The 25094-nt window shown below is 70.4% G+C and carries 21 protein-coding genes and 4 pseudogenes; 14 read left to right on the top strand and 11 right to left on the bottom strand.

Translation table 11 applies throughout. The features are described 5' to 3' along the window. Positions 1-132 precede the first annotated feature (132 nt). Positions 133-3867: a S8 family peptidase gene (locus tag ACFY8U_RS07240; RefSeq protein ID WP_389566818.1), complete on the top strand. Its 3735-nt coding sequence runs from the start codon at positions 133-135 to the stop codon at positions 3865-3867. 190 nt (positions 3868-4057) lie between these two features. Here ACFY8U_RS07240 and ACFY8U_RS07235 read toward each other — a convergent pair whose 3' ends face one another. Further along, on the bottom strand, positions 4058-4429 hold the full coding sequence (locus ACFY8U_RS07235; protein ID WP_389566816.1) for a hypothetical protein: 372 nt from the start codon (positions 4427-4429) through the stop codon (positions 4058-4060). Positions 4430-4955: 526 nt separating this feature from the next. Between ACFY8U_RS07235 and ACFY8U_RS07230 the strand changes: the two genes are divergently transcribed. Further along, positions 4956-5129 carry a hypothetical protein gene (locus ACFY8U_RS07230; RefSeq protein WP_361760793.1) on the top strand — a complete coding sequence of 58 codons (174 nt, stop codon included), beginning with the start codon at positions 4956-4958 and terminating at the stop codon, positions 5127-5129. Between the two features lie 241 nt (positions 5130-5370). On the opposite strand, the gene ACFY8U_RS07225 is transcribed toward ACFY8U_RS07230, so the two are convergent. Further along, entirely contained in the window at positions 5371-5655 is a 285-nt protein-coding gene (locus tag ACFY8U_RS07225; protein ID WP_389566813.1) for a hypothetical protein, read from the bottom strand. 282 nt (positions 5656-5937) lie between these two features. Between ACFY8U_RS07225 and ACFY8U_RS07220 the strand changes: the two are divergent. Both ACFY8U_RS07220 and ACFY8U_RS07215 read left to right on the top strand, forming a co-directional pair. Beyond that, positions 5938-6027: pseudogene (locus ACFY8U_RS07220) on the top strand (DUF6233 domain-containing protein); the annotation flags it as partial. 129 nt (positions 6028-6156) lie between these two features. Next, positions 6157-6342 carry a CsbD family protein gene (locus tag ACFY8U_RS07215; protein WP_361760799.1) on the top strand — a complete coding sequence of 62 codons (186 nt, stop codon included), beginning with the start codon at positions 6157-6159 and terminating at the stop codon, positions 6340-6342. Between the two features lie 276 nt (positions 6343-6618). Here ACFY8U_RS07215 and ACFY8U_RS07210 read toward each other — a convergent pair whose 3' ends face one another. Both ACFY8U_RS07210 and ACFY8U_RS07205 read right to left on the bottom strand, forming a co-directional pair. Continuing rightward, positions 6619-6978 carry a PRC-barrel domain-containing protein gene (locus ACFY8U_RS07210; protein ID WP_389566810.1) on the bottom strand — a complete coding sequence of 120 codons (360 nt, stop codon included), beginning with the start codon at positions 6976-6978 and terminating at the stop codon, positions 6619-6621. A 150-nt stretch (positions 6979-7128) separates the two neighbouring features. Then, positions 7129-7404 carry a hypothetical protein gene (locus ACFY8U_RS07205; RefSeq protein WP_389566808.1) on the bottom strand — a complete coding sequence of 92 codons (276 nt, stop codon included), beginning with the start codon at positions 7402-7404 and terminating at the stop codon, positions 7129-7131. Between the two features lie 189 nt (positions 7405-7593). Here ACFY8U_RS07205 and ACFY8U_RS07200 point away from each other — a divergent pair, with 189 nt between their 5' ends. Next, positions 7594-7941, top strand: a complete 348-nt coding sequence (locus tag ACFY8U_RS07200) for a hypothetical protein (protein ID WP_389566805.1) — start codon at positions 7594-7596, stop codon at positions 7939-7941. A 109-nt stretch (positions 7942-8050) separates the two neighbouring features. Here ACFY8U_RS07200 and ACFY8U_RS07195 read toward each other — a convergent pair whose 3' ends face one another. Continuing rightward, complete coding sequence (locus ACFY8U_RS07195; protein ID WP_389566802.1) at positions 8051-8419, bottom strand: STAS domain-containing protein; 369 nt, start codon at positions 8417-8419, stop codon at positions 8051-8053. Between the two features lie 203 nt (positions 8420-8622). Between ACFY8U_RS07195 and ACFY8U_RS07190 the strand changes: the two genes are divergently transcribed. Further along, a complete protein-coding gene (locus ACFY8U_RS07190) occupies positions 8623-8868 on the top strand; it encodes an AsnC family transcriptional regulator (protein WP_389566800.1) in 246 nt (81 codons plus the stop codon). Between the two features lie 282 nt (positions 8869-9150). Here the strand turns inward: ACFY8U_RS07190 and ACFY8U_RS07185 are convergent, their stop codons facing one another. Beyond that, positions 9151-9507 (bottom strand): hypothetical protein, encoded by a 357-nt coding sequence (locus tag ACFY8U_RS07185; RefSeq protein WP_389566797.1) that lies wholly within the window; start codon positions 9505-9507, stop codon positions 9151-9153. A 170-nt stretch (positions 9508-9677) separates the two neighbouring features. On the opposite strand from ACFY8U_RS07185, the gene ACFY8U_RS07180 reads away from it, so the two are divergent. The 3 genes from ACFY8U_RS07180 (at position 9678) to ACFY8U_RS07170 (ending at position 12442) form a co-directional block, all read left to right on the top strand. Beyond that, the gene (locus ACFY8U_RS07180) at positions 9678-9962 is read left to right on the top strand and encodes a hypothetical protein (RefSeq protein ID WP_389566794.1); all 285 of its coding nucleotides are present in this window, start codon (positions 9678-9680) and stop codon (positions 9960-9962) included. A gap of 232 nt (positions 9963-10194) precedes the next feature. Next, a complete protein-coding gene (locus tag ACFY8U_RS07175) occupies positions 10195-10623 on the top strand; it encodes an Imm49 family immunity protein (protein WP_389566792.1) in 429 nt (142 codons plus the stop codon). 358 nt (positions 10624-10981) lie between these two features. Continuing rightward, the gene (locus ACFY8U_RS07170) at positions 10982-12442 is read left to right on the top strand and encodes a tetratricopeptide repeat protein (protein WP_389566789.1); all 1461 of its coding nucleotides are present in this window, start codon (positions 10982-10984) and stop codon (positions 12440-12442) included. Between the two features lie 257 nt (positions 12443-12699). Here ACFY8U_RS07170 and ACFY8U_RS07165 read toward each other — a convergent pair whose 3' ends face one another. Both ACFY8U_RS07165 and ACFY8U_RS07160 read right to left on the bottom strand, forming a co-directional pair. After that, complete coding sequence (locus tag ACFY8U_RS07165; protein WP_389566787.1) at positions 12700-13071, bottom strand: MarR family winged helix-turn-helix transcriptional regulator; 372 nt, start codon at positions 13069-13071, stop codon at positions 12700-12702. Between the two features lie 422 nt (positions 13072-13493). After that, a pseudogene (locus ACFY8U_RS07160) lies at positions 13494-13712 on the bottom strand (XdhC family protein); the annotation flags it as partial. Between the two features lie 88 nt (positions 13713-13800). Here ACFY8U_RS07160 and ACFY8U_RS07155 point away from each other — a divergent pair. The 3 genes and pseudogenes from ACFY8U_RS07155 to ACFY8U_RS07145 all read left to right on the top strand — a co-directional run. Then, positions 13801-13968 (top strand): annotated as a pseudogene (locus ACFY8U_RS07155) (hypothetical protein); the annotation flags it as partial. A gap of 394 nt (positions 13969-14362) precedes the next feature. Further along, positions 14363-15370 carry a helix-turn-helix domain-containing protein gene (locus ACFY8U_RS07150; RefSeq protein WP_389566784.1) on the top strand — a complete coding sequence of 336 codons (1008 nt, stop codon included), beginning with the start codon at positions 14363-14365 and terminating at the stop codon, positions 15368-15370. Positions 15371-15715: 345 nt separating this feature from the next. After that, a complete protein-coding gene (locus tag ACFY8U_RS07145) occupies positions 15716-19423 on the top strand; it encodes a S8 family serine peptidase (RefSeq protein WP_389566781.1) in 3708 nt (1235 codons plus the stop codon). Positions 19424-19549: 126 nt separating this feature from the next. Here the strand turns inward: ACFY8U_RS07145 and ACFY8U_RS07140 are convergent, their stop codons facing one another. The 3 genes and pseudogenes from ACFY8U_RS07140 to ACFY8U_RS07130 form a co-directional block, all read right to left on the bottom strand. Continuing rightward, a complete protein-coding gene (locus ACFY8U_RS07140) occupies positions 19550-20539 on the bottom strand; it encodes a hypothetical protein (RefSeq protein ID WP_389566778.1) in 990 nt (329 codons plus the stop codon). A 111-nt stretch (positions 20540-20650) separates the two neighbouring features. Beyond that, positions 20651-21440: pseudogene (locus ACFY8U_RS07135) on the bottom strand (DUF4253 domain-containing protein). Between the two features lie 110 nt (positions 21441-21550). After that, a complete protein-coding gene (locus ACFY8U_RS07130) occupies positions 21551-22426 on the bottom strand; it encodes a YihY/virulence factor BrkB family protein (RefSeq protein WP_389566775.1) in 876 nt (291 codons plus the stop codon). A gap of 406 nt (positions 22427-22832) precedes the next feature. Between ACFY8U_RS07130 and ACFY8U_RS07125 the strand changes: the two genes are divergently transcribed. Both ACFY8U_RS07125 and ACFY8U_RS07120 read left to right on the top strand, forming a co-directional pair. Beyond that, positions 22833-24089, top strand: a complete 1257-nt coding sequence (locus tag ACFY8U_RS07125) for an ROK family protein (RefSeq protein WP_389566773.1) — start codon at positions 22833-22835, stop codon at positions 24087-24089. 402 nt (positions 24090-24491) lie between these two features. Beyond that, positions 24492-24995, top strand: coding sequence for a flavin reductase family protein (locus tag ACFY8U_RS07120; protein ID WP_389566770.1), 504 nt, complete (start codon positions 24492-24494; stop codon positions 24993-24995). The last annotated feature ends 99 nt before the right edge of the window (positions 24996-25094 follow it).

Here is a 25094-nt window from a genome sequence, read left to right as displayed (position 1 = left end):
AGCACCCTCTGTCCTGGCGAGGTTGTGCCATGGCGGGAATCCGCCCTTCCCCTTCTCTCTCGCGGCGTCGACTCCTGGCTTCAATGGGCCCCCTGTGAAGTTCCCGACGCCTTCAGGGAGTTGGTACTGCGGATGAGACCCAGAACAAGGACCGCGGCCGTAGTCGCGGCCAGTGCGGTGGCACTGCTGGCCACCGGGCTGCCCGCGGCAGCCGAGCAGGAGGCCGCACGGCCGGTGCCCGCGCGCGCGGCGGAGCAAATGGGTGCAGGGACCGGGCAGCGGACCGTCACGCTGGTGAGCGGTGACCGTGTCGGCTTCACCGGGAGTGGCAGCGCGCTTCAGGTCAGCGAGGTGACTCCGGGCAAGGGCCGGGAACACATCGCGTTCACACGGGCCAGGGTCGACGACCACGAGTACGTCATCCCCGTCGACGCCACGCAGCCCCTCGCGGACGGCCGAGTGGACCGTCAGCTCTTCGACGTCACCGCGCTCGCGGCGCAGGGGTACGACGATGCCGCCCGATCGGACATCCCGCTCATCGCCACGGCTCAGGGCGCACCCTCGCTGCGCGGCTCGGCCCAACGGGAGACGTACCCGGCGCTCGGGCTGACAGCCCGCACCGTACGGAAGTCGGAGGCCGCGACTGCCTGGCGCGGCTTCCTCGCGGGTACGGGCAGCGGCACGTCCCGTACCGCCGGATCCGGGAAGCTATGGCTCGACGCCAAGGTGAGGGCGAGCCTGGACCGGTCCGTCGCCATGACCGGCGCGCCTGAGGCATGGCGCAAGGGCCTCGACGGCAAGGGCGTGAAGGTCGCGGTGCTCGACACCGGCTACGACCCGGCCCACCCCGACCTGAAGAACAAGGTCACCGCGGAGCAGAACTTCACCTGGGACGAGAGCGTCGCCGACCGCAACGGCCACGGCACGCACGTCGCGTCGACGGTCGCCGGCAGCGGCGCCGCCTCGCAGGGCCGCTACAAGGGTGTGGCGCCGGGAGCCGAGCTGCTCGTCGGCAAGGTCCTCGACGGGGGCGGCTCCGGCTACACCAGCTGGATCCTGGAAGGGATGGAGTGGGCAGCCGCCCAGGACGCCGACATCGTCTCCATGAGTCTCGGATCGAATCTGCCGAGCGACGGCAGCGATCCCCTGTCGCAGGCGGTCGAGACCCTGTCGGCCGACGGCGGTCCGCTCTTCGTCGTCGCCGCCGGCAACGACGGCGCTCCGCGCACGATCGGCGCGCCGGCAGCGGCGCCCAGCGCCCTGACGGTCGGGTCGGTGACGAAGGAGGGCGCCATGTCGTCGTTCTCCTCCCGCGGTCCCGCAGTCGCCGACGGCGGCGTCAAGCCCGAGATCACCGCACCCGGCAGCGCGATCACCGCCGCCCGCGCGGCGGGGACGCTCGGCGACGCCGCGGACAGCGAGTTCTACGCCACGATCAGCGGCACGTCGATGGCGACTCCCCATGTCTCCGGGGCGGCCGCCATCCTCAAGCAGCGGCATCCCGACTGGGACGCGGCGCAGCTCAAGGCGGCGCTGATCGCCACCGCCGACCCGGTCGACGGTGCGGGCGTGTACGAGCAGGGCTCGGGCAGCGTCGACGTCCCCGGCGCGCTGGCGTCCCGGGTCACCGCCACCCCGGTGGCCGTCTCCGCCGAACTCACCTGGCCGTACTCAGGCACGCCCACGCGCACGGTCACCTACCGCAACAGCGGCGACAAGGACATCCGGCTCAGTCTCTCCGTGAGCGGCAAGGCGCCGGTGTCGCTCTCCGCCCGGCAGCTGACGGTTCCGGCCGGCGGCACCGCTTCCACGAGCGCACGGATCGACACGAGCAGGGTCTCCGCCGGCGCCCACGGCTCCTGGATCACCGCCCGGGGAAGCGACGGCAGCACGGCGCGTACGCCCGTCGGCGTGGACGCGGAGGGGCCGAGCGCCACACTCACCCTCGAACCCGCCGCGATGCGGGCCGGAGTCGAAGCGGCTTACACCAACCTTGTGGTGCAGAACGAGAAGACGGGTGAGTCGCAACTGGTCGGCCTCACGACGGAGCCCGAGCAGATCCGGGTGCCGGTCGGCGACTACCGGGTCTTCGGCGGAGTGTGGGAGTACGTCGCGCACGGCGAGGCGACCGTGCCCGAGACCTCCGTCGTCGTCGCGCAGCGCATCTCCCTGACCGGCGACCGCACGCTGAAGACCGACGTGTCCGCGGCGAAGCCGGTCACCATGGGCATCGACGACCCGGAGATGCGGATCGACGAGCAGGGCTCGGCGACCGGGATCGTCTCGTCGACCGGGGCGGGCGCGCCGACGGGACTGGCCGCGCCGCTCTTCCGGGGCGCGTACAAGTCGTACGCCGTGGGAAGCGCCCGCATACCCGGGCTGACGTACTTCTCGGCCGCCTCCTGGGAACAGCCGTACGTCCTTGCCACGACGGTCGGCGGCAGCGGAGCCCCGGTGGACGTGCCGGTGAGTCTCGTGTCCTGGGGCCGGATGGACTGGGACATGGAGAAGCAGGTCGTCGACGTCGGCGACGGCGAGGACCTGACCGGCCTCGAGCTGAAGGACCGGATCGTGCTCTTCGAGACGGGCTGGCCCGTGCCCTCGGACGAGCGGGACCGGCGCTACGCGGCGATCAAGGCGCAGGCGCCGGCGGCGATCCTGATGTCCGGCTACGCGTCGATCGACCCGGCGGATCCGCCGCTCGGCATCGACGCGCTCGGCGTCGCTCTCCTGCGCGAGCGGTTGGCCCAGGGCGAAGTGACGCTGCGGATCAAGGGCGAACGCAACGGCGACCGCACCTACTTCACCTTCCACAAGCACGACGACGGCGTGCCTGCCGGAGCGCACTGGCAGGACCGCCGCCGCGACCTGGCCGCCGTGGAGCACAGCTTCCGCACCACCGGATACCCGAACGACCCGAAGGGGATCTACGGCTGGGTGACCCACCAGGGTCTTCGGCTGGCGCAGCAGTCGACGCTGTTCCGTGCCCCGCACCGCATGACGGCGTACTACACACCGGACGTGCCGTGGACGACCGCCACGTTCGAGTACGCGATCGACGCCGACGGGCCACTGGGGGTGCAGTACTCGAACCCGACCGTCTACCGCGAGGGACGCACGGTCAGGGACAACTGGCTGACCGGCCCCTTCAATCCGTCGCTGTCGGTGACCGGCCCCGACGGCCGCGCACAGGCGACACGTGACGGGGACAAGCTCCGCCTCGCGCTGCCGATGTTCTCGGACGCGGCGGGACACCGGTCGGATCCGGCGCGGGATCTGGAGTCCGGCGAGACGGTGCTGCGCGCGGACTCGGGCCGGGTCGTCGCACGCAACGACGAGCCGGGGCAAGGCGTGTTCGATGTGCCGCGCCGCGGACAGTGGTACGAGCTGAGCTCGACGGCTCACCGTGACCATCCCGACTGGTCCCTCGGCACGCATGTCACCGACGTCTGGCGCTTCCGCTCGGAACACACCGCCGGTGAGAGCCCGCTGCCGCTTCTCGACACGCGTTACGACATGGCGGGACTCGACGGAGACAACTCGGCATCGGAGGGGCGGGAGTTCACGTTCGGTCTGGGCATCGGGCGCCAGGCGGGTGTGGGCAGTGGTTCGGACGTGGACCGGGTGTCGGTGCTGTACTCCACGGACGACGGTGCGACGTGGCAGGAGGCGCGGGTCACCGGGCGGAACGGCGAACGGCGGGTGACCGTACCGGCGATGAAGGCCGGCTGGGTCTCGCTCAAGGTCACCGCCGAGGACCGCTCCGGCACCTCGGTCACGGAGACGGTCACCCGTGCCTACCGGGTCGGCTGCCCTGAGTACTGGTGCTCGTACGCTCCGCAGTGGCCGCACTGGCCGGCCGCATGACACGGAGGTGACGGGTGCTGCGGGCCGCCCTTCGGGGCGGCCCGCAGTGTTCAGGAGTGCGGGTCGACTCCGCACGACGGGAGCGCCCGACGAGGGACCGGGCGGGTCGAGACCGGAGAAACCAGAGGGGCCGCGCCTGGCAGGCGGGCCCCCGGCGTGCCGGCTCCGCCATGGAGCCGGCCTCCGGTGCTCACTGCTCGGTGCGGGCCGCCTTCCTGGCCCAGAGGATGAGGGGCACCTGGAGAGGGAGGCGGGCGTAGGCGAGGGTCTTGGCCGCGGTGGAGCGGTCACGCCAGTCGTACGCCATCTTCACGTTGGCCGGGAAGACGGCCGCGAAGAACAGCGCCGTCGCCTGGGCGCTGGCCCGGCGTGTCGCCGGTATCGCGAGCCCGGCGGCCAGCGCGAGTTCTGCCACGCCGCTCGCCTTCGTCCAGGCCCGAGGGCTGCCGGGCAGTACCTCCGGCACGACGGCGTCGAACTGCCGGGGTGCGACGAAGTGAGCGGTGCCCGCGGCGGCCAGCAGGCCGGCGAGCAGAAGAGCGGGGCGGGCGGGCCGAGGCATGGGGCTCCTCAGGGTGGAGGCGGGCGTTGGCGTGTTACCGGAGAGTAAGTATGCCTTGCTGGGCGGCCGTCCATCGTGATCCACGGCTCCGACTCCGGCTCCGGCTCCGGCGCTGGCTCCGACTCCGGTTCGCATCGACGGCGCGGATGCCTCTGCTCGTACGACGTCTGGCCGGCTTGGCCGTAGAGCGCCCCTTGTAGTCTGCATCGTCACCAGCCCGAACCGCAGAGACGGCAGAGAGCACCGTGGACTTGAGTGAGTACGACTGTCAGCGCATCACGTGCGGGCTCGCACCGGACAGCTTCAAGCACGATCCGGACTGCATGTTCCGAGAGGGCCCGTATTGCCTTCCCTCAGGCGAGGAGCAGGCCGCCGACCAGCCGCCTGGATGCTGCTAAGAGGCCGCAGCAGGAAGGGCGCAGCAGAGAGGAGTCGTCCGCCTCGCCCCTCGATCTGATGACTGTGCCCCGGCTTGGAAGGGTGATGTGGGGGCAGACGGACAGCACCCTGGGAGAGGAGTCTGTTCATGCTTGGCATAGTGGCTGCGGTGCTGTTCTTCATCGCCTGGCTGATCAATGCGGCGGACATCGGTACCAACGATGTCTTCTCTTCGACGAACGTGATGCTGCTCGGGTTGACTGCCCTGGCGCTTCATGTGGCGGGTATCGGTGCCGGTCGGAGTATCAAGGGTCGACGCTGACACCGCTTCGGGCCCTGCTGGGGACCGCTGTGACGCGAGGATGGCATGTGGGTTCCTCGGTGCGCGGTACGGGCTCCAGCAGGCTTCCCGCCCCGCACAAGCGCCCTGCCCTGGGCCGACGTCCCGGTGCTGGCGAAAGGCTGGGTGGACACCAGTGACGCAGTATGAGACGCCATCTGGTGCCACCCAGCAGAGGCGAGCTTGACGGCTCAGCCGCACGCGGTGTCTCGTTGGGCCGCTGTCACGCGGAGGCCACGACCTCTCCTGCGGTGACCTGGGGAGGGTTGGGGAGCAGCGAGGCGAGGTTGTTCCGCACGAATTCCGCTGCCTTCGAGATGGATTCCTCGGCGCCGGACTGATCCTGGAAGACGCTGGTCGAGACCATAACTCCGTCCCCGGCGTCGACCCAGTAGTAGGCCACGAAGCCGGAGACCTCGCGCATGAGCGGCACGAACCCCTCGCTCACGAGGCGTCCCGCCTCAGCCGGATCGGTCACGCCTTCGTACCTCCGGACTGCTGCGTACATCGCCAAACTCCTCACGGGGGGGGCGGGGTAGGTCCTCTGCTGAGATGTCGTAACCCTGCGTCGGCTGTCTGGATCGCGAGTCACCCGGCAATCACCCGAAGGGCCGCCGTAGACGATCCGAACGGCGCCTGCTGTCACCGGACACTCTTTGGCCGCACGTCTCGCCCGGACCCCTTCCTCTCTGCGTCCGGGTTCTTACCCAGGGGCCAGGGTGGGTGATGTCCTGCCTGCGCGAGCGCGGCCGCCCGGGCGCGGACAGCGTCCACATCAGGGACGGGCAGGATCGTCGGCCCGCAGAGGAGGCCGCTGGGCCGCGACGAAGCCCGCCGCGCCCTCGCCGAGGGCGGGATCCGGGCCTGCGAGACATGCCGCTCGGACTCCGAGCACCGCGTCCTCGACGAAGCCCCGACCTGCTGTACGCCAGCGGGCATCGGAGGGCGCCGCGGTCCGTCCGGACCTAGCGTGGACGTGAAGCCGATCAGCCACCGAAGGGATCAGGTCATGAGCAGCGCCATGGACAAGGCCAAGGGCAAGCTCAAGGAGGTCGCCGGAAAGATCACCGGAAACGAACGGCTGGAGGCCGAGGGCAGGACCGACCAAGCGAGGACCAAGATCCGCGAGACGGTGAAGAGTGTTCGCGAGCGCGCCGAGGGAATCAAGGACTCGATGAAGCGTGACCGGTCCTGACTCAGAACAGCGCTGGGCCGTGTCTGAGGGTCCGGTGACCGGCCTGGTTGACCGTCCGGGACGTCGCGGACGGTCGTCCAGGCACGATCTCACGCTCGTTGCGGCAACTGTCGCGGCGGAGGATCTCGTAGCCGCCCTCGTTGAGGGCGGCCGGCCCGCCGACCGACGCACGACTCCGCCGGCAGCGCGTAGCGCTCGGCGGTGGGCCGGTGGTCGCCCCTGGACCGCAAGCGAACTGAGGGCCACCCGATCAGGGTGACGCCTACGGTCATCCCGCTACATGTGCGGCTGCTTGTAGTACTGGGCGAACTGGTCGAGGTAGGTGGGCTCGTCGGCGTGCTTGGCCGCGTCGAACTCGGGGGCGTCCTTGATCTGGTCCTTCGTCCGGTCGACGTAGACCGTCTCCTCGGTGGTGTCGATCAGCTTGATCGTCCCCGCCGGCAGCAGAACGTGCTTGCCGAAGATCCACACTCCCGTGTCCACGACGAGGTAGGAGGCGCCGACCTCGTCCGAATGCTTGCTGACCTTGCCGATGGAACCGTCGGTGGCCTCGACCTTGTAGCCGATGAGGTCGGTTCCCTGCTGGTGTCCCGCGGCCGGGTGGTAGACCCAGATGTCGATTTCGCTCACAACCATGCCTTTCCGGATATGCGACAGACTGCTGAGAATCTGCCGGGCTTCACCGGAGGTGAAACGGAAGTGCGGAACTCCCACCCGGCTGCCTGCCCTTCCATGAACTACCCGGTAGTGGCGTCGGGGCGGGCGGCTCTGACGCGACGGGCGCGGCTAGGTCGCCTCTTTCGGATCTTGCCGAGGGTCCGGTCTGGGCCGCAGCCGGCGCGCAGGGGACGATTGAGGGCCCGGAGGGCGGGCGCGACCGTACTCGCTGGAGTCCTGGGTGTCCCACTCGGACTCGCACGGGGTCTCGAAGTCCGCTTCGAGCCGCCGCACCAGCCCGCCGAACGCGAGGCCGGTCGCGGCGGAGTCGTAGTGCAGCGGTCGCTCCAGCCGTTCGGGGTCGTCGAGTTCGCGCAGGAGGGCCAGCAGTTCTGTATCGCTCATCGCCACCCGCTCATCCTGCCCGCCTGGCGGGCAGGAGCGGAGGGGCAGGGGTGGGTGGCGAAGCAAGGTCAGAATTCGAGAGCGGCGGCCAAGGGCGTTTCCTTCGGATCGGAGGTCTACCGTCGCTGAAGGGCCGCAGCACCGACGCAGTAGACTCCGCGCTCTTGGTTCAGCGGACTTGGGGGCGACGTGGCAGGAGACGGCAACAGCTCTGCGAGAGCGCGGGGAATCGACTTCGGCGTAACGATGCTCTTCGGCGCGGTGTATGCCAGCGCGTTGTTCCTCGTGGTGACGGGCTTCACCGTGGAACCGAGTGGTTGCGGAGGTCGCTTTCATGCTTCGTGCTCAGGGGGGACGTACTGGCGCCTTGGTGTCGGCTTCAGCCTTGTCGCGGTGGTGGCGCCCGTGCTGCACAAGGTTGTGCCGAGTGTCCCGTTCGAGCAGGGCGTCGGCCGAACGGCGGCTATCACCGCTCTGGTGTCGGGTGCGACGGCCGGCATTGCCCTGACCTTGGCGGTTGTCCGAGCGGTTGCCTGAGGCCAGGTCGATTTCGGCGGCCAGGCGATGATCCCGCCACCGCTGTCCTCGCCGAGGCGTCCGAGCCGGCAACAGCGGCTCGATCCCCCCGCCCCACTGGTGAAACGTCCTAGCTCGCGCTCCTGAAGAGGGCAGCCGATCCCGTGAGTTCCAGGAGGCGGGTGACCTGGGGGCTGGCGGCGGTGATGGTCAGCCGGCGGTGCTCGCAGAGGGCATGCTGGCGTGCCCGCAGCAGAGCGTTCAGTCCCGAGGAGTCACAGAAGGAGACGTCCGAAAGGTCGAGGGTGACCTCGGCGCCGTCGTAGGAGGCCATGGCCTGCAGGAGGGCCGTTCGCAGGAGGCCGACGGTGTCGAGGTCGATCTCTCCGCGGACTGTGACGCCGACGCCGTCGGCGGTCGGTGTCACGGACACACCGATGCGGTCGTCGTCTCCCTTTCGCGGAGTCGCGACCCGCGTGGGGCCGGGGAGCAGAGTCATGGCGACCACCTCCTGTGACTGGTAGGGACCCAGAATCGAGTGTCCCTCTCCCTCCATTACACGTCAACAATTACACGAAACCTGTCTCGCATAATCGCGGGACGTGAGGCATGATGCCGGGTATGGCAGCCAGAGACGCTCACTCTGAGTGGACCTTTCTCACCAACCACGCTCGGTGCTGCTGGCCATCTCCCGTGACCCGGGTGCACGCTCTTCGGGAGGGCGCGCTGAACTGCGGCGTCACGGAGCGCACCGTGCAGGCGATCGTCGCCGACCTTGAAGCGGCCGGGTACATCACACGCACACGTGCGGACGACGGCCGGCGGAAACGCTACGCCCTCGTGCCGGGTGCGGCGTTCCGCCATCCCGCCGAAGCAGGCCACGAGATCGTGGGCCTCCTCAAGCTCCTCGCCGAGCCATCGGCGTCCCCGTCGGCAGCCACGCCGTAACGGGGGCCATGGCTGGAGTCAGGCGCTCTGCAGCCGGGATCCGACTGTGACGAACGTTCGGACCTTCGAAGATCCCCAGCCCCCGCACGTACCTGGAAGGCCGGCGAGGACGGGTGAACGGCCGTGATGCCGCGGAGTGGGGTGGATGGCGGGACTCGGGCACGGGGAGGATCGGCACCATGAGCAAGGGGGGAACGCCCTGATCGTCCCGCCGGATCGGCCATCGTGGGCAGCATCGCGACGTTCTTCGTCGGGAAGGCTGGCCGTCGGCCCGCCTGGCGCCTACCCGGCCGCCATGTCCGGGCCGGGTAGGAGCGTCTCGTCCAGGTGGTAGCCGAGCTCGCGCAGGCCGAGCGCCACGGCCCCTGCCCGCCGGTGTCGCTCCGCCCGCTCCGGCGACTGGGTGGTCTTCTCCGCCGGGCCTGCCTGGGGCGACGGCGGGGGCGGGGTTGCGTCCTGGACCGCGTCCCATGCCGCCCGCGCCACGTCCTCCGCCAGCTTGTCGTCGATGCGGCCGCTGTCACGCCAGCGGGCCAAGTCCTCTGCGGCGGCGGTACGGCCGAGGTAGTCGTCGATGGCCCGACGGGCCACGCGGACGTTGGCCGACTCAGTCGGCCCGTTGTTCGGAGTTGCCGTCATGAACGAAAGGTAACTGCGCACTGGCGAGCCCTCAGTCCGCCACGCGCGCGCTGTCACCCACAGCGGATCCCGCCTGCCGTCAAACGATCGTTTGACGGCAGGCGGCGGCGTGTGGGGTCGGTCGCTACGCTTACCTGACGACGGGCGGCGACGAGGACAGGGACCGGGGCTTGAGTTTCTTCAGCGGGGTCGAGGACCTCGAACTCTTCCTTTCGCGCAGCCGAGTGATGACCGTGGTGTCGGTCCCGGTCTGTGTGGGTGCGATGGTCTTCCTCCTCAGCGAGGAGGGCTGGCGCTTCAGCCTTCTCCTGTGCTGCGTGCTTCCGTTGATCGCCGCCTACCTGGGGATTCGTGGCAAGCGGGAGATCCGCGGCGGGATGGCCGCAGCGGGACTCGCGCTCGCCTTCGTCACACTGCCGCTGGCCTTCGTCCTGGCACGGCTCGAAGGGGCGTAGCCGTCGGCCAGCAGCTGACGAGCGAGGAGATCGCCTTTCAGGACGTCGTCGGCGAGGCGCCCACGGCCAGGACGTGGCTCGACACGTTCGCGGGCTCAGTGGTCAGCGGCATGGTGTGGGATGGGCAGCGAGTCACCGGACTGTTGCTGCGCAATGACCTCTCACGCGCGATCCGCGACGGAGAGCCGCACTCGAAGCGGACGCGACGTCGGAGCCGGCTGACCTGGCCGCGATGGAGGCGCTGAGCATCTACCTGACATGGGGCGAACGGACACCTGCCCCGCGACTGGCCTACCGTTCCCCTGCGCCGCCGGCCGCGGAGGAGCGCGCCGAGGCGGCTGGGCGGCTGGACGCGGTCGGTGCCCTGACGCCGGATCATCGGCTTCTGCGCGTTCTGCTCGACGACGATCGGAGCGCCTTCGAGCATGCCGTTGCGTCCCGACTCGGCGAGTACCGGGAGAGCGTGGGCGGGGACCCTGCCCCGCGGACGCTGCTGCCGCTCGACACTCTCGTTCTCGCCGCGCTCGCGGTTCAGGTGCACGGGTGGGAGCTGGACATCCGCTCCGGCTACCTGCCGCACGGCATTCTGGGTCGCACGGACGCGCCGCAGCGCGCCGCGGAAGGAGGCGTGAACAACCTCGGGTACTGGCACGCCACGTAGCGGCATGGCGGGGCCCATCGGGTGGGCACGCGGTCGCCCCCGCCGTCGGCAGCGTGGCGGATACGGTGTTCGGCGCCGCCGACACGGTGGTGTTCTCTCCCGGCAGAGAGCAGACCCCTGCGGCGGAACGGCAGGGCGGATCATGGCACTTCGACAGATGGCCCATGTCGAGGTGGCGCGGGACGCGGTGTCAGTGGCTTGATGGTGGTGCGCGTGCGTTCCCGCCTGTCCGCCCTCTCCCGCCGCCCTCCGCAGCGTGCGTCCCCGTCCGCCGCGGTTCCCCGCCGCCTCCGCAGCGTGCGGATTCCGCCCGTCGCGGCTCCCCGCCACCCCCACACCCTCGCCGAGGTGATCTCTGATGGTGACAGACCGGTACGGCAATCCACTGCACGAGTGCACCCAGGAGACAGCCGCGCACCTGGACCGAGCCGTCGAGGCGCTGCTCCACTTCAAGCCCGAGGTGGAGCAGGCGGTCGACGACGCTCTCCGCAGTGGGCCGGCCTCGCCCGTCGCCCAGTCGTTCGCCGCCTATCTGGGGATGCTGGGAACCGAGCCGGGCGAGGCCGTCACGGCACGGCAGCGGTTCGACCGGTACGTGGCCGGCGTGGACGTCCTGTCCCTGCCCGTCCGGGAGCGTATGCATCTCGCCGCGGCCGGGGCTTGGCTGGCCGGAGATCTGCACCGTGCCGGGGGGCTGCTGGAGGAGTTGTCCCTGGTGTACCCGACGGACGCGCTCGCCCTGGCCGTCGGGCACCAGCTGGACTTCTTCACCGGCGACGCGGTGCGCCTGCGTGATCGCGTCGGCGGAGCCCTCAGCGCCTGGGACGCCGACGAACCGCACAGGGGCCTGATGCTGGGCATGTACGCGTTCGGGCTGGAAGAGTCGGGCCACTACCGCCTTGCCGAGGAAGCGGGACTCGCCGCGGTCGAGCTGAACCCGCGTGACGTCTGGGCGATCCACGCAGTCGTTCACACGTATGAGATGCAAGGACGCGTGTCCGAAGGCATCGGCTACCTCGACGCCCGCCGTGACGACTGGGCACGGGGGAACTACCTGAATGTCCACAACTGGTGGCATTACGCGCTCTACGCCCTGGAGGCGGGAGACACCGACACCGCGTTGAACATCTATGACGCCGCTCTGCACAACGACGATTCGACCGGCGTTGCCATGGAACTGCTGGATGCCGCTGCGCTGTTGTGGCGGGTCCGGCTCGCGGGAGCGGAGCCGACCGCCCGCTGGGAGGCGCTGGCCGACGCGTGGGCCGAGCGAGCCGATCCCCCCTTCTACGCGTTCAACGACGTACACGCCGTCATGTCGTACGCCGGCGCCGGACGGTACGGGGAGGTACGACGGCTCATCGCCGACCGGCGGCGGTGGCTGGCCCAGGGGAGTCCCGGCACCGTCACCAACCGCCGGATGACCGCGGAGATCGGCCTGCCCGCGTGTGAGGCGCTTCTCGCGCACGCCGAGGGCAAGCACACGACCGTCGTCGACCTCCTGTGGCCGCTGCGCCGCCGGTTGCACGAGTTCGGGGGCAGCCACGCACAGCGCGACGCTCTTCAGAAGACCCTTCTCGATTCCGCGCTCAGCTCCGGAAGGCACGAGGCGGCCCGTGCGCTCATCAGCGAACGGATCGGGCTCCGGCCCGACAGCTCCTACAACTGGTCGGCGCAGGCCAGCCTGGCTGATGGCCTGGGCGACGCCGCACTGGCCGCCGTCGCCCGCGATCACGCGCGGGACGCGGCGGCAGCGGCGGCCGAAACCCTCCGGCTGCCGATCTCCCGTCCCGACTCCATCACGCAATCCGACGTGTAGCCCTGCTTCCGCGCGGCTCCGCGCGGCTCCGCGCGGCTCCGCGCGGGGGCAAGGACGGAGCGCAGCCGTCTACAGCCGAGGTTCGCGCGGACCAAGGCCCGACAGTTTATTGAAGGGGCTTGCGATGCTGAGCGCGCCGTGCGTTTCCAGGCACGGGCGGTCATTGACGTCATCCTCACCACAAGCAGGGAGGTTCTCCACGCGCGCGGCTGCGCAGAGGGGACGCGGATAACCGGCCATGTCATTGCCCGATGCCGTCACTGCTCCGGGGCACCCGCGCCCAGTGTTCGGCCCAGAGCACTGAGCAGTCCGGAGAGCCGACGCCGGTCTGCCGCGGTCAGTCCGGCGAGCAGTTCCTGCTCCTGGGACGACCGTACGGCGGAGATCCGCTCGGCCAGTTCGAGCCCCTCCGGGGTGAGACACAGCCGGACGATTCGACGGTCCTCTGCGTCGCGCTCCCGCCGGATCAGACCCGCGGCCTCCAGACGGTCCGCGTGTTTGGTGAGACCGCCCGTCCGGCCTCTGACGGCCGCCGCCACCTCACCCGTCGTCCGACGGTACGGCTCTCCCGCCTCGCGGAGGGCGGCGAGCACGTCGTAGGCGGGCAGGCTGATGCCGTACTCGCACACGCACACCGCGGTCGACGCGTCGACCAGATCCCCATGGGCGCGGAACCAGCGATCGCGCCGTTCGACGACGTCGTCGGCCCTCGGAAAGCGCTCGGCCGCCGCGAACGCGGGCCTGGCGTCGCCAGACCGTCACCCGGTGTGCGAGCGCGGCACCCATGTCCGCGAGAGGTCGGGGCGAAATGGTTCGCCGTCCGGTCCGCCTTTGGGTCGCCACGCGAACCGGTTGTCGTCCCTCCGCCTACGACCAGGCAGCCGCCGCTGTCGACGGCGGTTACCAGAGCCACCGGTGTGCCGGCCGCGATGTCGGCGGCGAGCCGGCCGGGTGTATTCGCACCCACCTCGCGGATCAGTACCTCGATCGTTCCGCCGCAGGTCAGGCTCACCGCAAAGGCGTCCTCGTCGCCGACTCCCCAGCGCTCGAGCGTCGGGGCGGCTCCTGCCGGCACCTCCTCCGCTGTCGAGCAGACGGCGGCTTCCATACAGCCGCCCGAGACGCTGCCGCCGATGCGGCCCTCCTCGGACACGAGCAACGACGCACCCGGACCGTGCGGGGACGAGCCCCAGGTCCGCGCGACGGTCGCCATGGCGAAGCGGGTTCCGGAGCGTTGCCAGGCGGCTGCCTGGTCGATGACGTGTCGCATGTCGCCTCCGCGGATCGCGAATCTCGAGCAGCCTCTTGCCAAGAAGAAACTTTAATGTAAATCATTTCAGGTACTAGATGATCGGTCCGTGTCGAACGCACCGGAGCGACGACGGCACGAGAGGTCCGGTGGCAGCAGGTTGAAACGCGCACCCTTCGACTACACCGCCCTCGGCACCGTCGGCGAGGCGGTCACCCTCCTCGCCGACGAGGAGCGGGAGGCCGAGGTCGCGGCGGGCGGCCAGTCGCTGATCCCCATGCTGAACATGCGTCTGGCCAGGCCCGAGGTGCTCGTGGGCATCACCCGGATCCCCGAGCCAGGCACTCGGCGAGCGATTCGGGGAGTGACCCGTATGTCCCACGATCGCGACCGGGCCCGGTCCGGCGACGGCAGCTGGATCGGCCGCTCCGTCCCACGCGTCGAGGACGACCGGCTGCTGCGCGGCAACGGCCGCTACGTCGACGACATCGCCCTCCCCGGCGCCGGCACCCGCGGCGGCCGTGCTGTTCGTGGTGGTGGTGATTCAGGCACTGAGGCGGCGTTTCCGCAGGTGAATCCCTCAGGTGCACCCGCCCCCCGCCCGGAGCACGACTTCCGGGGCAGCCGTCCGCGCATGAGGCGCGCAAGGAATCAGCGAGGAAAGGACATGCATGCTGGAGGCGCTGGGTCTGAGCTCGGCCGAGTCGCAGGTGTACCGACTGCTGGTGGGGAGTGGTCGAAGCCGGGTCGACCGAGTGGGGCACGTGCTCGGGCTGAGCGGCGAGGATCTCGACGATGCCCTGAGGGGGCTCGCTGACAAGGGTCTCGTCACCCTCACCGATGACGGGCCCCCGCAACTGATCCCCGCCCCACCGGACATCGCCGGGGAATCCCTGCTGCTGTTGCGGATGAACGAACTCCAGTCCGTCAGGGGCGTGCTGAGGCAGCTCACCAAGGAGTACCGCACCGCGCCCGGCACCGCCTCTCTGGAGGAGATCGCCGAGATCGTGCCGGACGAGACGCTGGCACAGCGGTACGAACAGATCCAGCGCCGCGCGCGCCAGGAGGTGCTCCGCTTTGACACGGCGCCGTATCTGGTCGACGAGGACGTCAACACGGCCGAGCTCGAACAGCTGGCCGCGGGCGTTCATTACCGTACGGTGTACGACCGCGCCGCGATCGAGGAAGACGGCGCACAGGGGGAGATGCGCCTGTACGCGGATGCCGGTGAGCAGGCACGTGTGCTCGGCAAGGTCCCCGTCAAACTCGTCGTCGTCGACAGATCCGCCGCCCTTGTGGCACTGCGGACGGACGGCGGGAGATCGCCGGGTGCCGTGGTCCAGATCCACCGGGGGCCGCTGCTCGATGCCCTGATCGCCCTCTTCGAACTCGCATGGGCGTCGGCGCTCCCTCTGGACCCGCGGCTCTCCGGCACGCCTGGCAGGGACGAACTCTCCGGTGCGGAGATCCAACTCCTGGTCCTGCTGCTGTCCGGTCTGACCGATGACGCCATCGCCCGGCAACTGGACATCGGCAAGCGGACGGTCAACCGTCGCATCCGCGGACTCATGGACCTGGCCGGCGCCTCGAGCCGTATGCAACTGGGCTGGCAGGCGTCCGAGCGGGGCTGGATCACCGCGTCCGACGTGAACGGGATGCACGTGGACAGCTCCGCCTAAGAGGGCTCCTCGTCACTCGGGCGGGTGGCCGTCGTGTCATCGCCTGGCGACGATGCGCCAGTTGGCATGTATCGGCCACCCGAGCCCTGGATGTCGCCCTGACCGGACAGCTAGGTTCCGGTTGGCGCGTCATCGGCCGGACGTTCGGTCGGGACTCCTCAGGCATCAACTGCCCTGGCGTGCCCACGCGTTGAGCCAGTGAAAGGACACCTGATGCAGACAGCCCGCCTCAGACGACGGCGCCGAGCCCTCGTCAGCGGGATCGCGGTGACAGTCGCACTGTCACTGACGAGCCAGCTCCCGACCGCGACTGCAGCGGCACCCGAGGGGCCGAGCGATCGGCCGGTGCTGCAGAAGGGGGCGACCACATCGGCCGTCACCCTGATCACCGGCGACACCGTCTCCCTCACCACCGAGCCCGGCGGCCGTCAGGCGGTGAAGGTCGTGTCGGCGGCGGGGACGTCCAGGATCTTCGAGTCCACCAGCGGTCGGAACGGCGATGTCTACGTCTACCCGGATGTCACGGCGACGGCGCTGGCCTCGGGCACCGTGGACCGCGAGTTGTTCAATGTCACCCGGCTGATACGGGACGGATACGGCGACTCCGAGTCCGCCGCGCTCCCGGCCATCGTCGACTTCCGGGGCACGCCGGACGCCGCGGCGCTGCGAACGAAGTCCGAGGACCTGCCGGGCAGCGAGAGCAAGCGCGTCATGCCCCGGCTCGGGCTGTCCTCGGTCCACGTCCACAAGCAGTACGCGAAGGACTTCTGGCAGTCCGTCGAACCGAAGGCAGGCACGACCCGCGGCGCGCCGACGCCCGGCCCGGCAGGGGTGACCAGGCTCTGGTACGACGGCAAGGCCGAGGTCGCACTGGACCGGAGCGTGCCGCAGATCGGCGCCCCGGAAGCCTGGAGCAAGGGGTACGACGGCAAGGGCGTGAAGGTCGCCGTCCTCGACACCGGTGCCGACCTGAACAACGCCGACATCACATCGGAGATCGTCGGAAGTCAGAGCTTCATCAGCGGCCAGGGGGTACAGGACGGCCATGGCCATGGCACCCATGTCGCGGCCACCGTCGCGGGCAGTGGCGCCAACTCCGGCGGCAAGCACAAGGGCGTCGCTCCGGGCGCCGACCTGCTGATCGGCAAGGTGCTCAGCAACAGCGGCCAGGGCCCGACCTCGAGCATCCTGGCCGGGATGGAGTGGGCCGTCGCCGAGGGCGCCGACATCGTCAGCATGAGCCTCGGCGGCGACGACGCCCCCGGTGAGGACCCGCTGACCATGGCGGTCGACTCGCTCAGCGCCTCCTCGGACACCCTGTTCGTCATCGCCGCGGGCAACAGCGGCCCCGGCGACAGCACCCTCGGCACCCCCGGCGCCGCCGACGCGGCGCTCACCGTCGGCGCCGTCGACAAGTCCGACGAGCTCGCCCCGTTCTCCAGCCGCGGCCCGCGGCTCGGTGACATGGCGATGAAGCCGGAGATCACCGCGCCAGGTGTGGCCATCGTCGCCGCCCGCGCGGCCGGCACCGCCATGGGCACCCCCGTGGACGCCAACTACACCTCGGCCAACGGCACGTCGATGGCCACCCCGCACGTGTCCGGGGCCGCCGCGATCCTCAAGCAGCGCCACCCCGAGTGGACCGGGCAGCGCATCAAGGAGGCCCTTACTGCGCACGCCAGGTCCGCCGCCGGGCAGACCGTCCATCAGCAGGGCTACGGCCGGGTCGACATCCCCGCCGCGCTCGACCCGTCGCTGGAGCTGTCCGGTACGGCCGACTTCCGCATGATCCCGTGGCAGAAGGACACGTACGAGAAGCGGACCCGCACCCTCACGCTCCGCAACAACTCCACGACCGACACCGTCGTGACCCTGCTCGCGTCGGCCAAGGACGCGAGTGGCACCGAGGTCCCCGCAGGCTCGCTGACCCTTTCAGGAGCGGGCCTGTCCGACGGCCGGCTCACCGTCCCGGCCGGCTCCACCGCCGAGGTGACCGTCGTCCTCGACCCCAACGGTCTGACGACCGGCCGGTACAGCGGCTCCGTCACCGCCACCACCGCGAGCGGTGAGTCGGTGCACGCCGCGCTCGGCTTCGTCACCGCCGTCGAACAGCACGACGTCACGCTGAACGTCACCGACCGCTTCGGCAAGACGCCCAGCACGTTCAAGTTCACCCTGCACGGGCTGGACAACACCGTCTGGGAGAGCCGGACGCTGTACGCCACGGGCACGGTCACCCTGTCAGTGCCGCTCGGCCGCTACTCCATCGAGGGCTCGGTCCGCTCGGCGGCTCCCACCGGCGGCGCGGTCTCCCATGCGGCAGACCTGTTCACCGTGCCGAACATCGAAGTGGCCGACCGCGACCAGAGCTTCACCGTCGACGGCACCACCGCCACCGACCTCGGCGTGACGATCGAGGGCGAGAAGCGGCCGCTGGAGACGGGCCAGGTGGCCCTGCAGATCGTCCGCGACGACGGCACGATCAACAGTCACTCCAACTTCGTCGGCATCAGCGGCCCCGGCAACAGGTCCGACACCAGGTTCGGCGCCATTCCCAGTGCGGGCGCCACCTCCGGCGCACTGCGGGTGGAGACCTTCCTCCACCGGCGCGAGCCGCTGATGCAGCTGGAGGTCACCAGTCCCGCGCACCTCAGCATCCCGCTGAAGACCTCGGTTCTCGCGAAGCGCTTCGAGGGCACGAAGCGCACGGAGCTGGTCGACCTCGGCGCGGGCACCGAGCAGGACTTCGCCGGCGCCGACTCCAAGGGCAAGACCGTCCTGGTCTCCGTGGCCGACGTCACCAAGGCCGGCGACCAGGTCGTCAGGGCCGCGGCCGACGGGGCCGTCGCCGTGATCGTGGCACCCGCGGAACCGGGTCCCAGCGGCAGCGGCGTTCCCGCGGGCCAGACCGTCCCGGTCGCCCACGCCACGTACGACAATGCCGCAGAACTCAAGCCCTTGCTGGCCAAGGGCCGGGTCCGGATCGCCCTGAAGGGCGTCCTGGAGTCGGGCTACACCTACGCGCCGCACTTCACGGACGACCGGGTCCCCGCCGACCTCGCCAAGACCGTCGCAGTGACAGACTTCGCCAAGGTCAGGAACACGTACCACTCGGACGGAGCGCGACGCCTCGGCGCCGAGTACCTGCCGGCCTGGGGCCCGAAGCAGTGGACCGCGATCGCCGATGGGCAGCCTCTCTACCAGGGCACCAGCCGCGACGACTACTTCCTGGCGGGCACCGGGGTCTCCTACATGCCTTCGGTGACGGCCAACTTCCACGCCTCCGACTGGACGGTGGCCGATGCCCGGAGCACGTTCGGCACACCGGGCAAGTCCTACACACGCAGTTGGTTCGCCGGCCCGACGCGCCTGTCCCCGTACGAATTCGGGCCGTGCGTGTTCTGCCGCGCCGACGTATGGCAGAAGCTGCCCGGCGGCCTCGGTGCCGACAACGAGCCCACCCACACCATGCGGGGCCTCACCAACACGTGGAGCTTCTACCTCAACGGGCAGCCGATCACCGGCTTCGGCCAGCTGGTGCCGCAGAAGGCGGACTACCGGTACGTGCTGGACCAGAAGCTGGCCACCGACGTCCCGGGCGTCAACCTGGGCCGCCAGCTGCGCACCGAGTGGAACTTCAGCCAGGCGGCCCCGACCACCATGGCTGTCAAGGACTGCGACACGGCGTTCATCCCCACGCCCAAGGTCTGCGAGCCCATGCCGGTGGTCCTGATCGACTACGACCTGCCGCTGAACGAACTCAACCAGGCGCGGGCCGGGCTGCCGTACACCTTCACCGTGGACGGCGCCAGGGCCAAGGGCTGGACCGGCTCCGCCGCGATGGCCGGCGCCAAGGTGTCGGTGTCGTACGACGACGGAGCCACCTGGAAGTCCACCACGGTGCTGCGCAAGGACAGCAACTCCTTCCAGGCTCTGCTCCGGCACCCCGACCTCGCCGACACCAACGGCTACGTGACGCTCAAGACCGAGGTCTGGGACGCGGCAGGCAGCCGCACCGTCCAGACCATCACCCGGGCGTACGCCCTCAAGTGAGGCGACGCTGAGCGACGCGCAAGAAGAGTGCGTCCCCCGCCGGATGGTGACATCCGGCGGGGGACGCGCGCGTGGGCCCCGCATCCGGCCATGTCGGACCACGTACGGCGTCCTGCCTCTGCCGGATCACTGCGCTTCATGCCCGGAGCAACGACCGGGACACGAGGTGGTCGTCTCATCGCATGGGGAGGTCCCGGGGGACGTGCCTCGGGTGCCGCCGTCGCGATCGTCCTCGTCCCTGCTATCGGGCTCCTCCTCGTGGTCGGCGGCCAGGTAGTGGTACGCGTCCGCCCACCAGTCGTCGTCCGCCCAGTCGTCATCCTCGTCACCGCCCTCGTCGAGTTCCCGGTCGGTGCCCCGCCACCTGCTGTGGTCGCCGATGCTCCTGAGGACGTGGACCCGCTGCCGCTCGTCCAGCGCCGAGAAGGAGGGATGCGACTGTGCGCGGTACCGGTCTCCCAGTGGGTCCTCGCATGCCGTACGGGCGGTCACCGCCTTGTTGGCATCGTCGGCGAACCAGAGCGCCGTCAGGCCCGCTGCGGCCACCGCCGCGGCGGCCCACGCCAGGACGCCGTCCGGGCGTGCCATCACCAGCAACACGGCCGCCAGGAGCCAGAAACCGAGCAGCACGGTGACGCCCGTGCAGGCGCAGCAGGCCAGCAGCTGCCGCCCCTCGCCGTCCGGCATCCGCGGGATCTCGGGCAGCAGGGCGTCCTGCTCGCTGCGGTACGCGCTGCGGCGCTCCCGGTACTCCTCGTCGCACCAGTCGATCCAACCGATCGAGACCGGTTCGGGATCGTGCCGACGCACCGCCTCCAGCAGGGCGGCGGGCAGCGTATGGTCAGGCGCCCGGCCGGGATCGCGGCCCGCCTCCGTCAGGAGAGCCGCTCCTTCCTCGTCGATGTCGAGGTACCCGCCGAGCATGAGCTCGGCGGCCGCCGCCTCGGTCCCTCGGTTCTCCAAAACCGCGACGTGGTACGGCTCGAGGTCCAGCGTGGCGACCACACCGAGGATCTCGCGCCGGATCCGGGCCCGGCGCCACCAGCGGAGGCCGATGGCAGCGTACACGGCGGTGGCCACGGTGAACACGGATACGGCCAGGACGAGTTGGAGCACCCACCGAGGCTACGTCCGCGGGCGCCGAAGCAGACACGGAATTCTTCGGCTCGCTGACGACCCGACGGGCACCTTCGCCCAGCCCCGGCCGTGGCAGCGACTGGTGCACCGTCAGTCCCACCAGAAGGTCCAGGTGTGCTCACGGTTGAGGTTCTTGGCGTACGACTCCCACGTGGCGGAGTCGCCTTGCAGGACGTTGTCCGGGCAGAAGGCGAGGTGCTCCGCCGCCACCTCCTCGGCCTCCGTGAGGTTGGCGGGCGGAGCGGCCACGGAGACGACCAGCATGTCGAAGCCGAGGCCGACGACGCGTATGCCGAAGCGGTCCTCCCAGGAGCGGAGGACCGCGCACAGGCGCGCGGTGTCGTTGTCGTGGTTCACGGGGCCCGTCCAATCGACGGCCGCCGGGATGTCGGCACTGCGGCGGGCGGAGACGAGCGCGAGATGCGGGTCCGTGAACCAGGAGGGACACGTGCCGGCCAGCGCGTCGGCGATCTCGGCCGCGCGCACGTCCGGAGTGGCGGTAGCGGCCGGCATGCTCTCACCGAGGCCGGGCCAGTCCTCGTTCTCCGCCGCGTACGCCTCCCAGTACTCGGCGAGAACGTCGGCGGGGTCGTGGTCCCCCGGGTAGGACACCTCGCCCGGCATCAGGTCCCATCTCTCGGGCCCGCCCTGGGGCCCACCGAGATCCACCAGCACGGGCAGCAGCCCCCTCCGCGCGGCCGGGGCGCCCAGAGCTGACCGGTGCCTGGTGCGGCCGCCCTGACGGCGCACCACAGCAGAGGCTCGTGCCACGGACCCTTGTCGGTCGCGTCGATCAGATGCCCGGGAGGAAGCTGAAGCCCGAGGGAGCGGCCGCTCGGGTCGGTGGCCAGCCGGGGCAGCGGGTGGGAAGAGTCGCCATTCCGGTGACTGTAGGAGCGACCACTGACATAGCACCCAGGAGCAGGGGCCCCCGCCGGGGGCCGGAGAAGGTGAGGGAGGCGCCCCGGCGTCCGTCGATGTGGCGCCGGGTCAGCTCCTGGCTCGTGCGAGCACGGCGTTGAACTGCGCGCCGGCGAGCAGCGCCAGGTTGGAGAACCAGAGCCACACGAGGAAGACGACGACCCCCGCCAGCGAACCGTAGAGGCGGCTGTACGTCCCGAACTGCGTGTAGAGGGTGAAGAGCGCCGATGCGCCCAGCCACAGGAACGCCGCCAGGACGCCGCCCGGAAATCCCCGGCCCTTTCCGCGGGCTTGAGCCGGCCCGGTCCGGTAGAGGATGAGGATCAGGGCCGTGACGATCAACAGGAGCACCGGCCACCGCAGGACCGCCATGGCGTCCGTGCCCGGATGGCCGGCGAGCGCCGCGAGCCTGCGGGCCACGGGGCCGGTCGCGACGAGGCTCGCTGCGCCCGCGACGAGCAGGGCCAGCAGCACACCGGCGGTGAGGACGAGGATGTGCGCCGCGCGCAGGGGCGGCCGCGTGTCGGGCAGCCGGTACATCGCGTGCAAGGCGCGGCGGAAGACTGCGAGATAGCTGGAAGCCGACCACAAGGCGCTCAGGACGCCGCTGATGAGCAGTACCCACAGGGAGGACTGGGTGGAGGTGAGCCCGTCGAGAGCCTCGCGCAGCACCTGGGCCGACTGCGGAGGTGCGTAGGAGGTGAGGTCGAGGATCAGCCGCTCGCGGGTCCGGGACCCGGCCAGCCCCACCAGTGAGACCGAGACGAGCAGAGCGGGCACCAGCGCCAGCACCGCGTAGTAGGTGAGAGCTGCCGCGTAGTCGGCGATGTTGTCGTGCCAGAGGCGCGCGGCGGTGCCACGCAGGTATGAGCGCCCCCGTCGTGCCAGCTCGACGGCGCGGTTCCCTGGAGTGCTCCGGCGCGTGCGGAGAGTGTTCGATGCCACGATGCCCTCCTGCCCGGTGTTGCCGCTCTCATCCTCTGTCCATGATGCGGGCACAGGTTTGACCGGGTTGTGCGCTCACGGTTATGTTGCGCGCCATGCACCGATCCGCGCTTCTGACGACTCGAGGTCATGTCGACCTGAAGCGTGTGTGCTCCGCCGCGTGTCCGTCATCGTGAACCGCGGCGTGGGCGTGGAGCCGGAAGTCCCCTCTCTGTCCGGGACTTGATTCCAAGCGGGGTTCTTCCCCCGTGATCTCTCGTGAACTCCTCACACAGCGCCGCCGCGTACCCCTGAAGGGGCGTTACGGATGGTCCCCCTCCCGAGCCGCCCCGACGGCACCGGCCTGCCCGCTTCGGCCGCCGGAGTCGACCGTCCGCGACACCGCACAGGACCGGGAAGGCCCCTCGTGAAGAGTTCACCGCCGACCACCGCTCGACGCTCCGCGCCGCTGCGGCGCTCCGACATCCCGCCCTCACCCCCGGCCGCACGCCGTGCGCCCGGAGCCGGGGCGGTGATGGGCGCGATCCTCGACCACGGGCCCGTGGCGCGCAGCACCGTGGCCCGGCTGACGGGGCTCTCACCGGCCGCCGTGAGCGGCCACTGCGGCGTGCTGCTGAGACGCGGGCTGATCCGTGAGAGCGAGGAGACCACGGGCCCGCGCGGCCTGGGCCGCCCCCACGTCCCGGTGGACGTCGACGCGGGCCGATACCTAGTCGCGGGCGCCCACATCGCCGTCACGCACACGACGTTGTCGCTTATGGACCTGCGCGGTCGGATCGTCGCCGAGCAGCGACGGCCGCACGAGGGCACCGATCCCGGGCGGGTCCTGAACGGCCTGGCGCAGCGGTTGCCGGGTCTCGTGGCGGCGCACGGCGCGGGCAGGACCGTGCTCGCCATGGGGGCGGCGACCGGGCACTGGGTCGACCCGGAGGCGGGGGTGGTGGTGCGGCACCCGCAACTCGGCTGGCGGGACGTGGCGGTACGCGGGACGCTCGCCGAGGCGACCGGGCTCCCCGTCCATGTCGACAGCCATGCAAGGGCGTTGGCGCGGGCGGAGCAGCTCGTGGGGGAGAGCGGCACGCGCACGAGCGCGGTGCTGCTCTTCGTGGGCGCCGTCGTGGACGCCGCGTTCGTCTCGGCGGGCGCCGTGCATCAGGGGCCGCGCTCGGGGGCCGGCAACGTGGCCCATCTGCCGGTCGGCGCGAGTGACGGCGGATCCTCGCCCTGCGTGTGCGGCGTGCCCGGGTGCCTGCAGGCGGAGGTGTCGGAGGCCGAGATGGTACGGCGGGCGGTCGCGGCGGGCCTGAGGGTGCCGTCCTTCCCCGCTCTGCTGGACAGGGCGCTGACGGGAGATCCGACGGCGCGGGAGCTCTTTCTGCGTCGCGCCCGTCTCGTAGGGCGGGCGGCGGCCGTACTCCTGGACATGTTCGACCCCGAGGTGCTGGTCGTCGTCGAGCCGGGCGCGGGCCGGCTGCCCGAGTGCCTCGCGGTGACGCGCGCCGAGGTCGCCGACCGGTCCTGGGTGTGCGACGACCCCGAACACCGTGTCGTACCGAGTTCGTTCACCGGATCCGTACTGGCGACGGCCGGTCCCGCGGTGGCACTGGGCGCGCTCTACGACGATCCGCTCGGGCCCTGGCCGGCGCTGCCTGCCGTCTCCTGAAGACCCGACTTAATTCAGCGAGTTGCATTGTTGACCGGGCCGGAGCGCGGATCGGAAAATGGATTCATGAGCAGCCAGCGAGAGATTCTTCGGTTCGTGCCCGTCACGGCACGTCACTGTCGCCCTCTGCTGTGCTCCGTGCCGGGGGCCGGCTGTGCCGGCGCTATCCCCGCCGGAAAGGGCTGTTGACCTTCCCGCGCAGCCTCGCGTGAAAAGGGTCTGATCCACCCTTCTTCCTTCACCGTGTGACGCGTCTCGCGCCTGCCGCAATTCTCCGTCGCGTTGTCTCACATCGCGCGCCGTTGATCTCTGCCTGCCTGCCTGCCTGCTGCCTCCCTTTCGGCCGGCCTCCCCTTTTCGTTTTCCGACTCCCGCCCTGCGCTTCTTCGCCATGGAGGAAATGTGACCGTCTCCCTGTCCTCGCACCCCGCGACGGACCTCGCTCCCGAGCGCTTCAAGCAGGCGTTCCGTGCCTATCCGGCGGGCGTCGTCGTCGTCGCGACCGACGCCGGCCGCGGGCCCGTCGGGTTCACCGCGACCTCCCTCACCTCACTGTCCCTGAACCCTCCGCTCATCTCCTTCGCCATCGCCGCCGCGTCCTCTTCCTGGCCGCATGTCGAGCAGGCCCGTACCGCCGTCGTCCACTTCCTCGGGTCCGACCAGGAGCCCTTGGCCAGGCGGTTCGCGACGAGCGGCATCGACCGCTTCGCCGCGCCGACCGCGTGGCGGCGCCTCCCCGAGGGCGAGCCCGTCCTCTCGGACGTGGCCGGGTGGCTCCGGGTCGCGATCGAAGACCTGGTGCCCGCGGGTGACCACCGGATCGTCGTGGCCCGTGTCCTCGACTCGTGGCAGGAACCGGGGCGCCGCCCTCTCCTCTTCCACGACGGGGGCTATCTCTCCATCTGATTCGGGGAGCTCCTCCCGGCCGCCTCGTGCCCGGATTCTTCCTGCCCGGCTTCCTCCCCGCCTTCGCTCAACACCACCTCACCACTTCGGAACAGGACC

This window comes from Streptomyces sp. NPDC012508 (assembly GCF_042902595.1).
In the GTDB taxonomy this organism is placed as follows: domain Bacteria; phylum Actinomycetota; class Actinomycetes; order Streptomycetales; family Streptomycetaceae; genus Streptomyces.
This window is presented reverse-complemented; position numbering and strand designations above follow the sequence as displayed.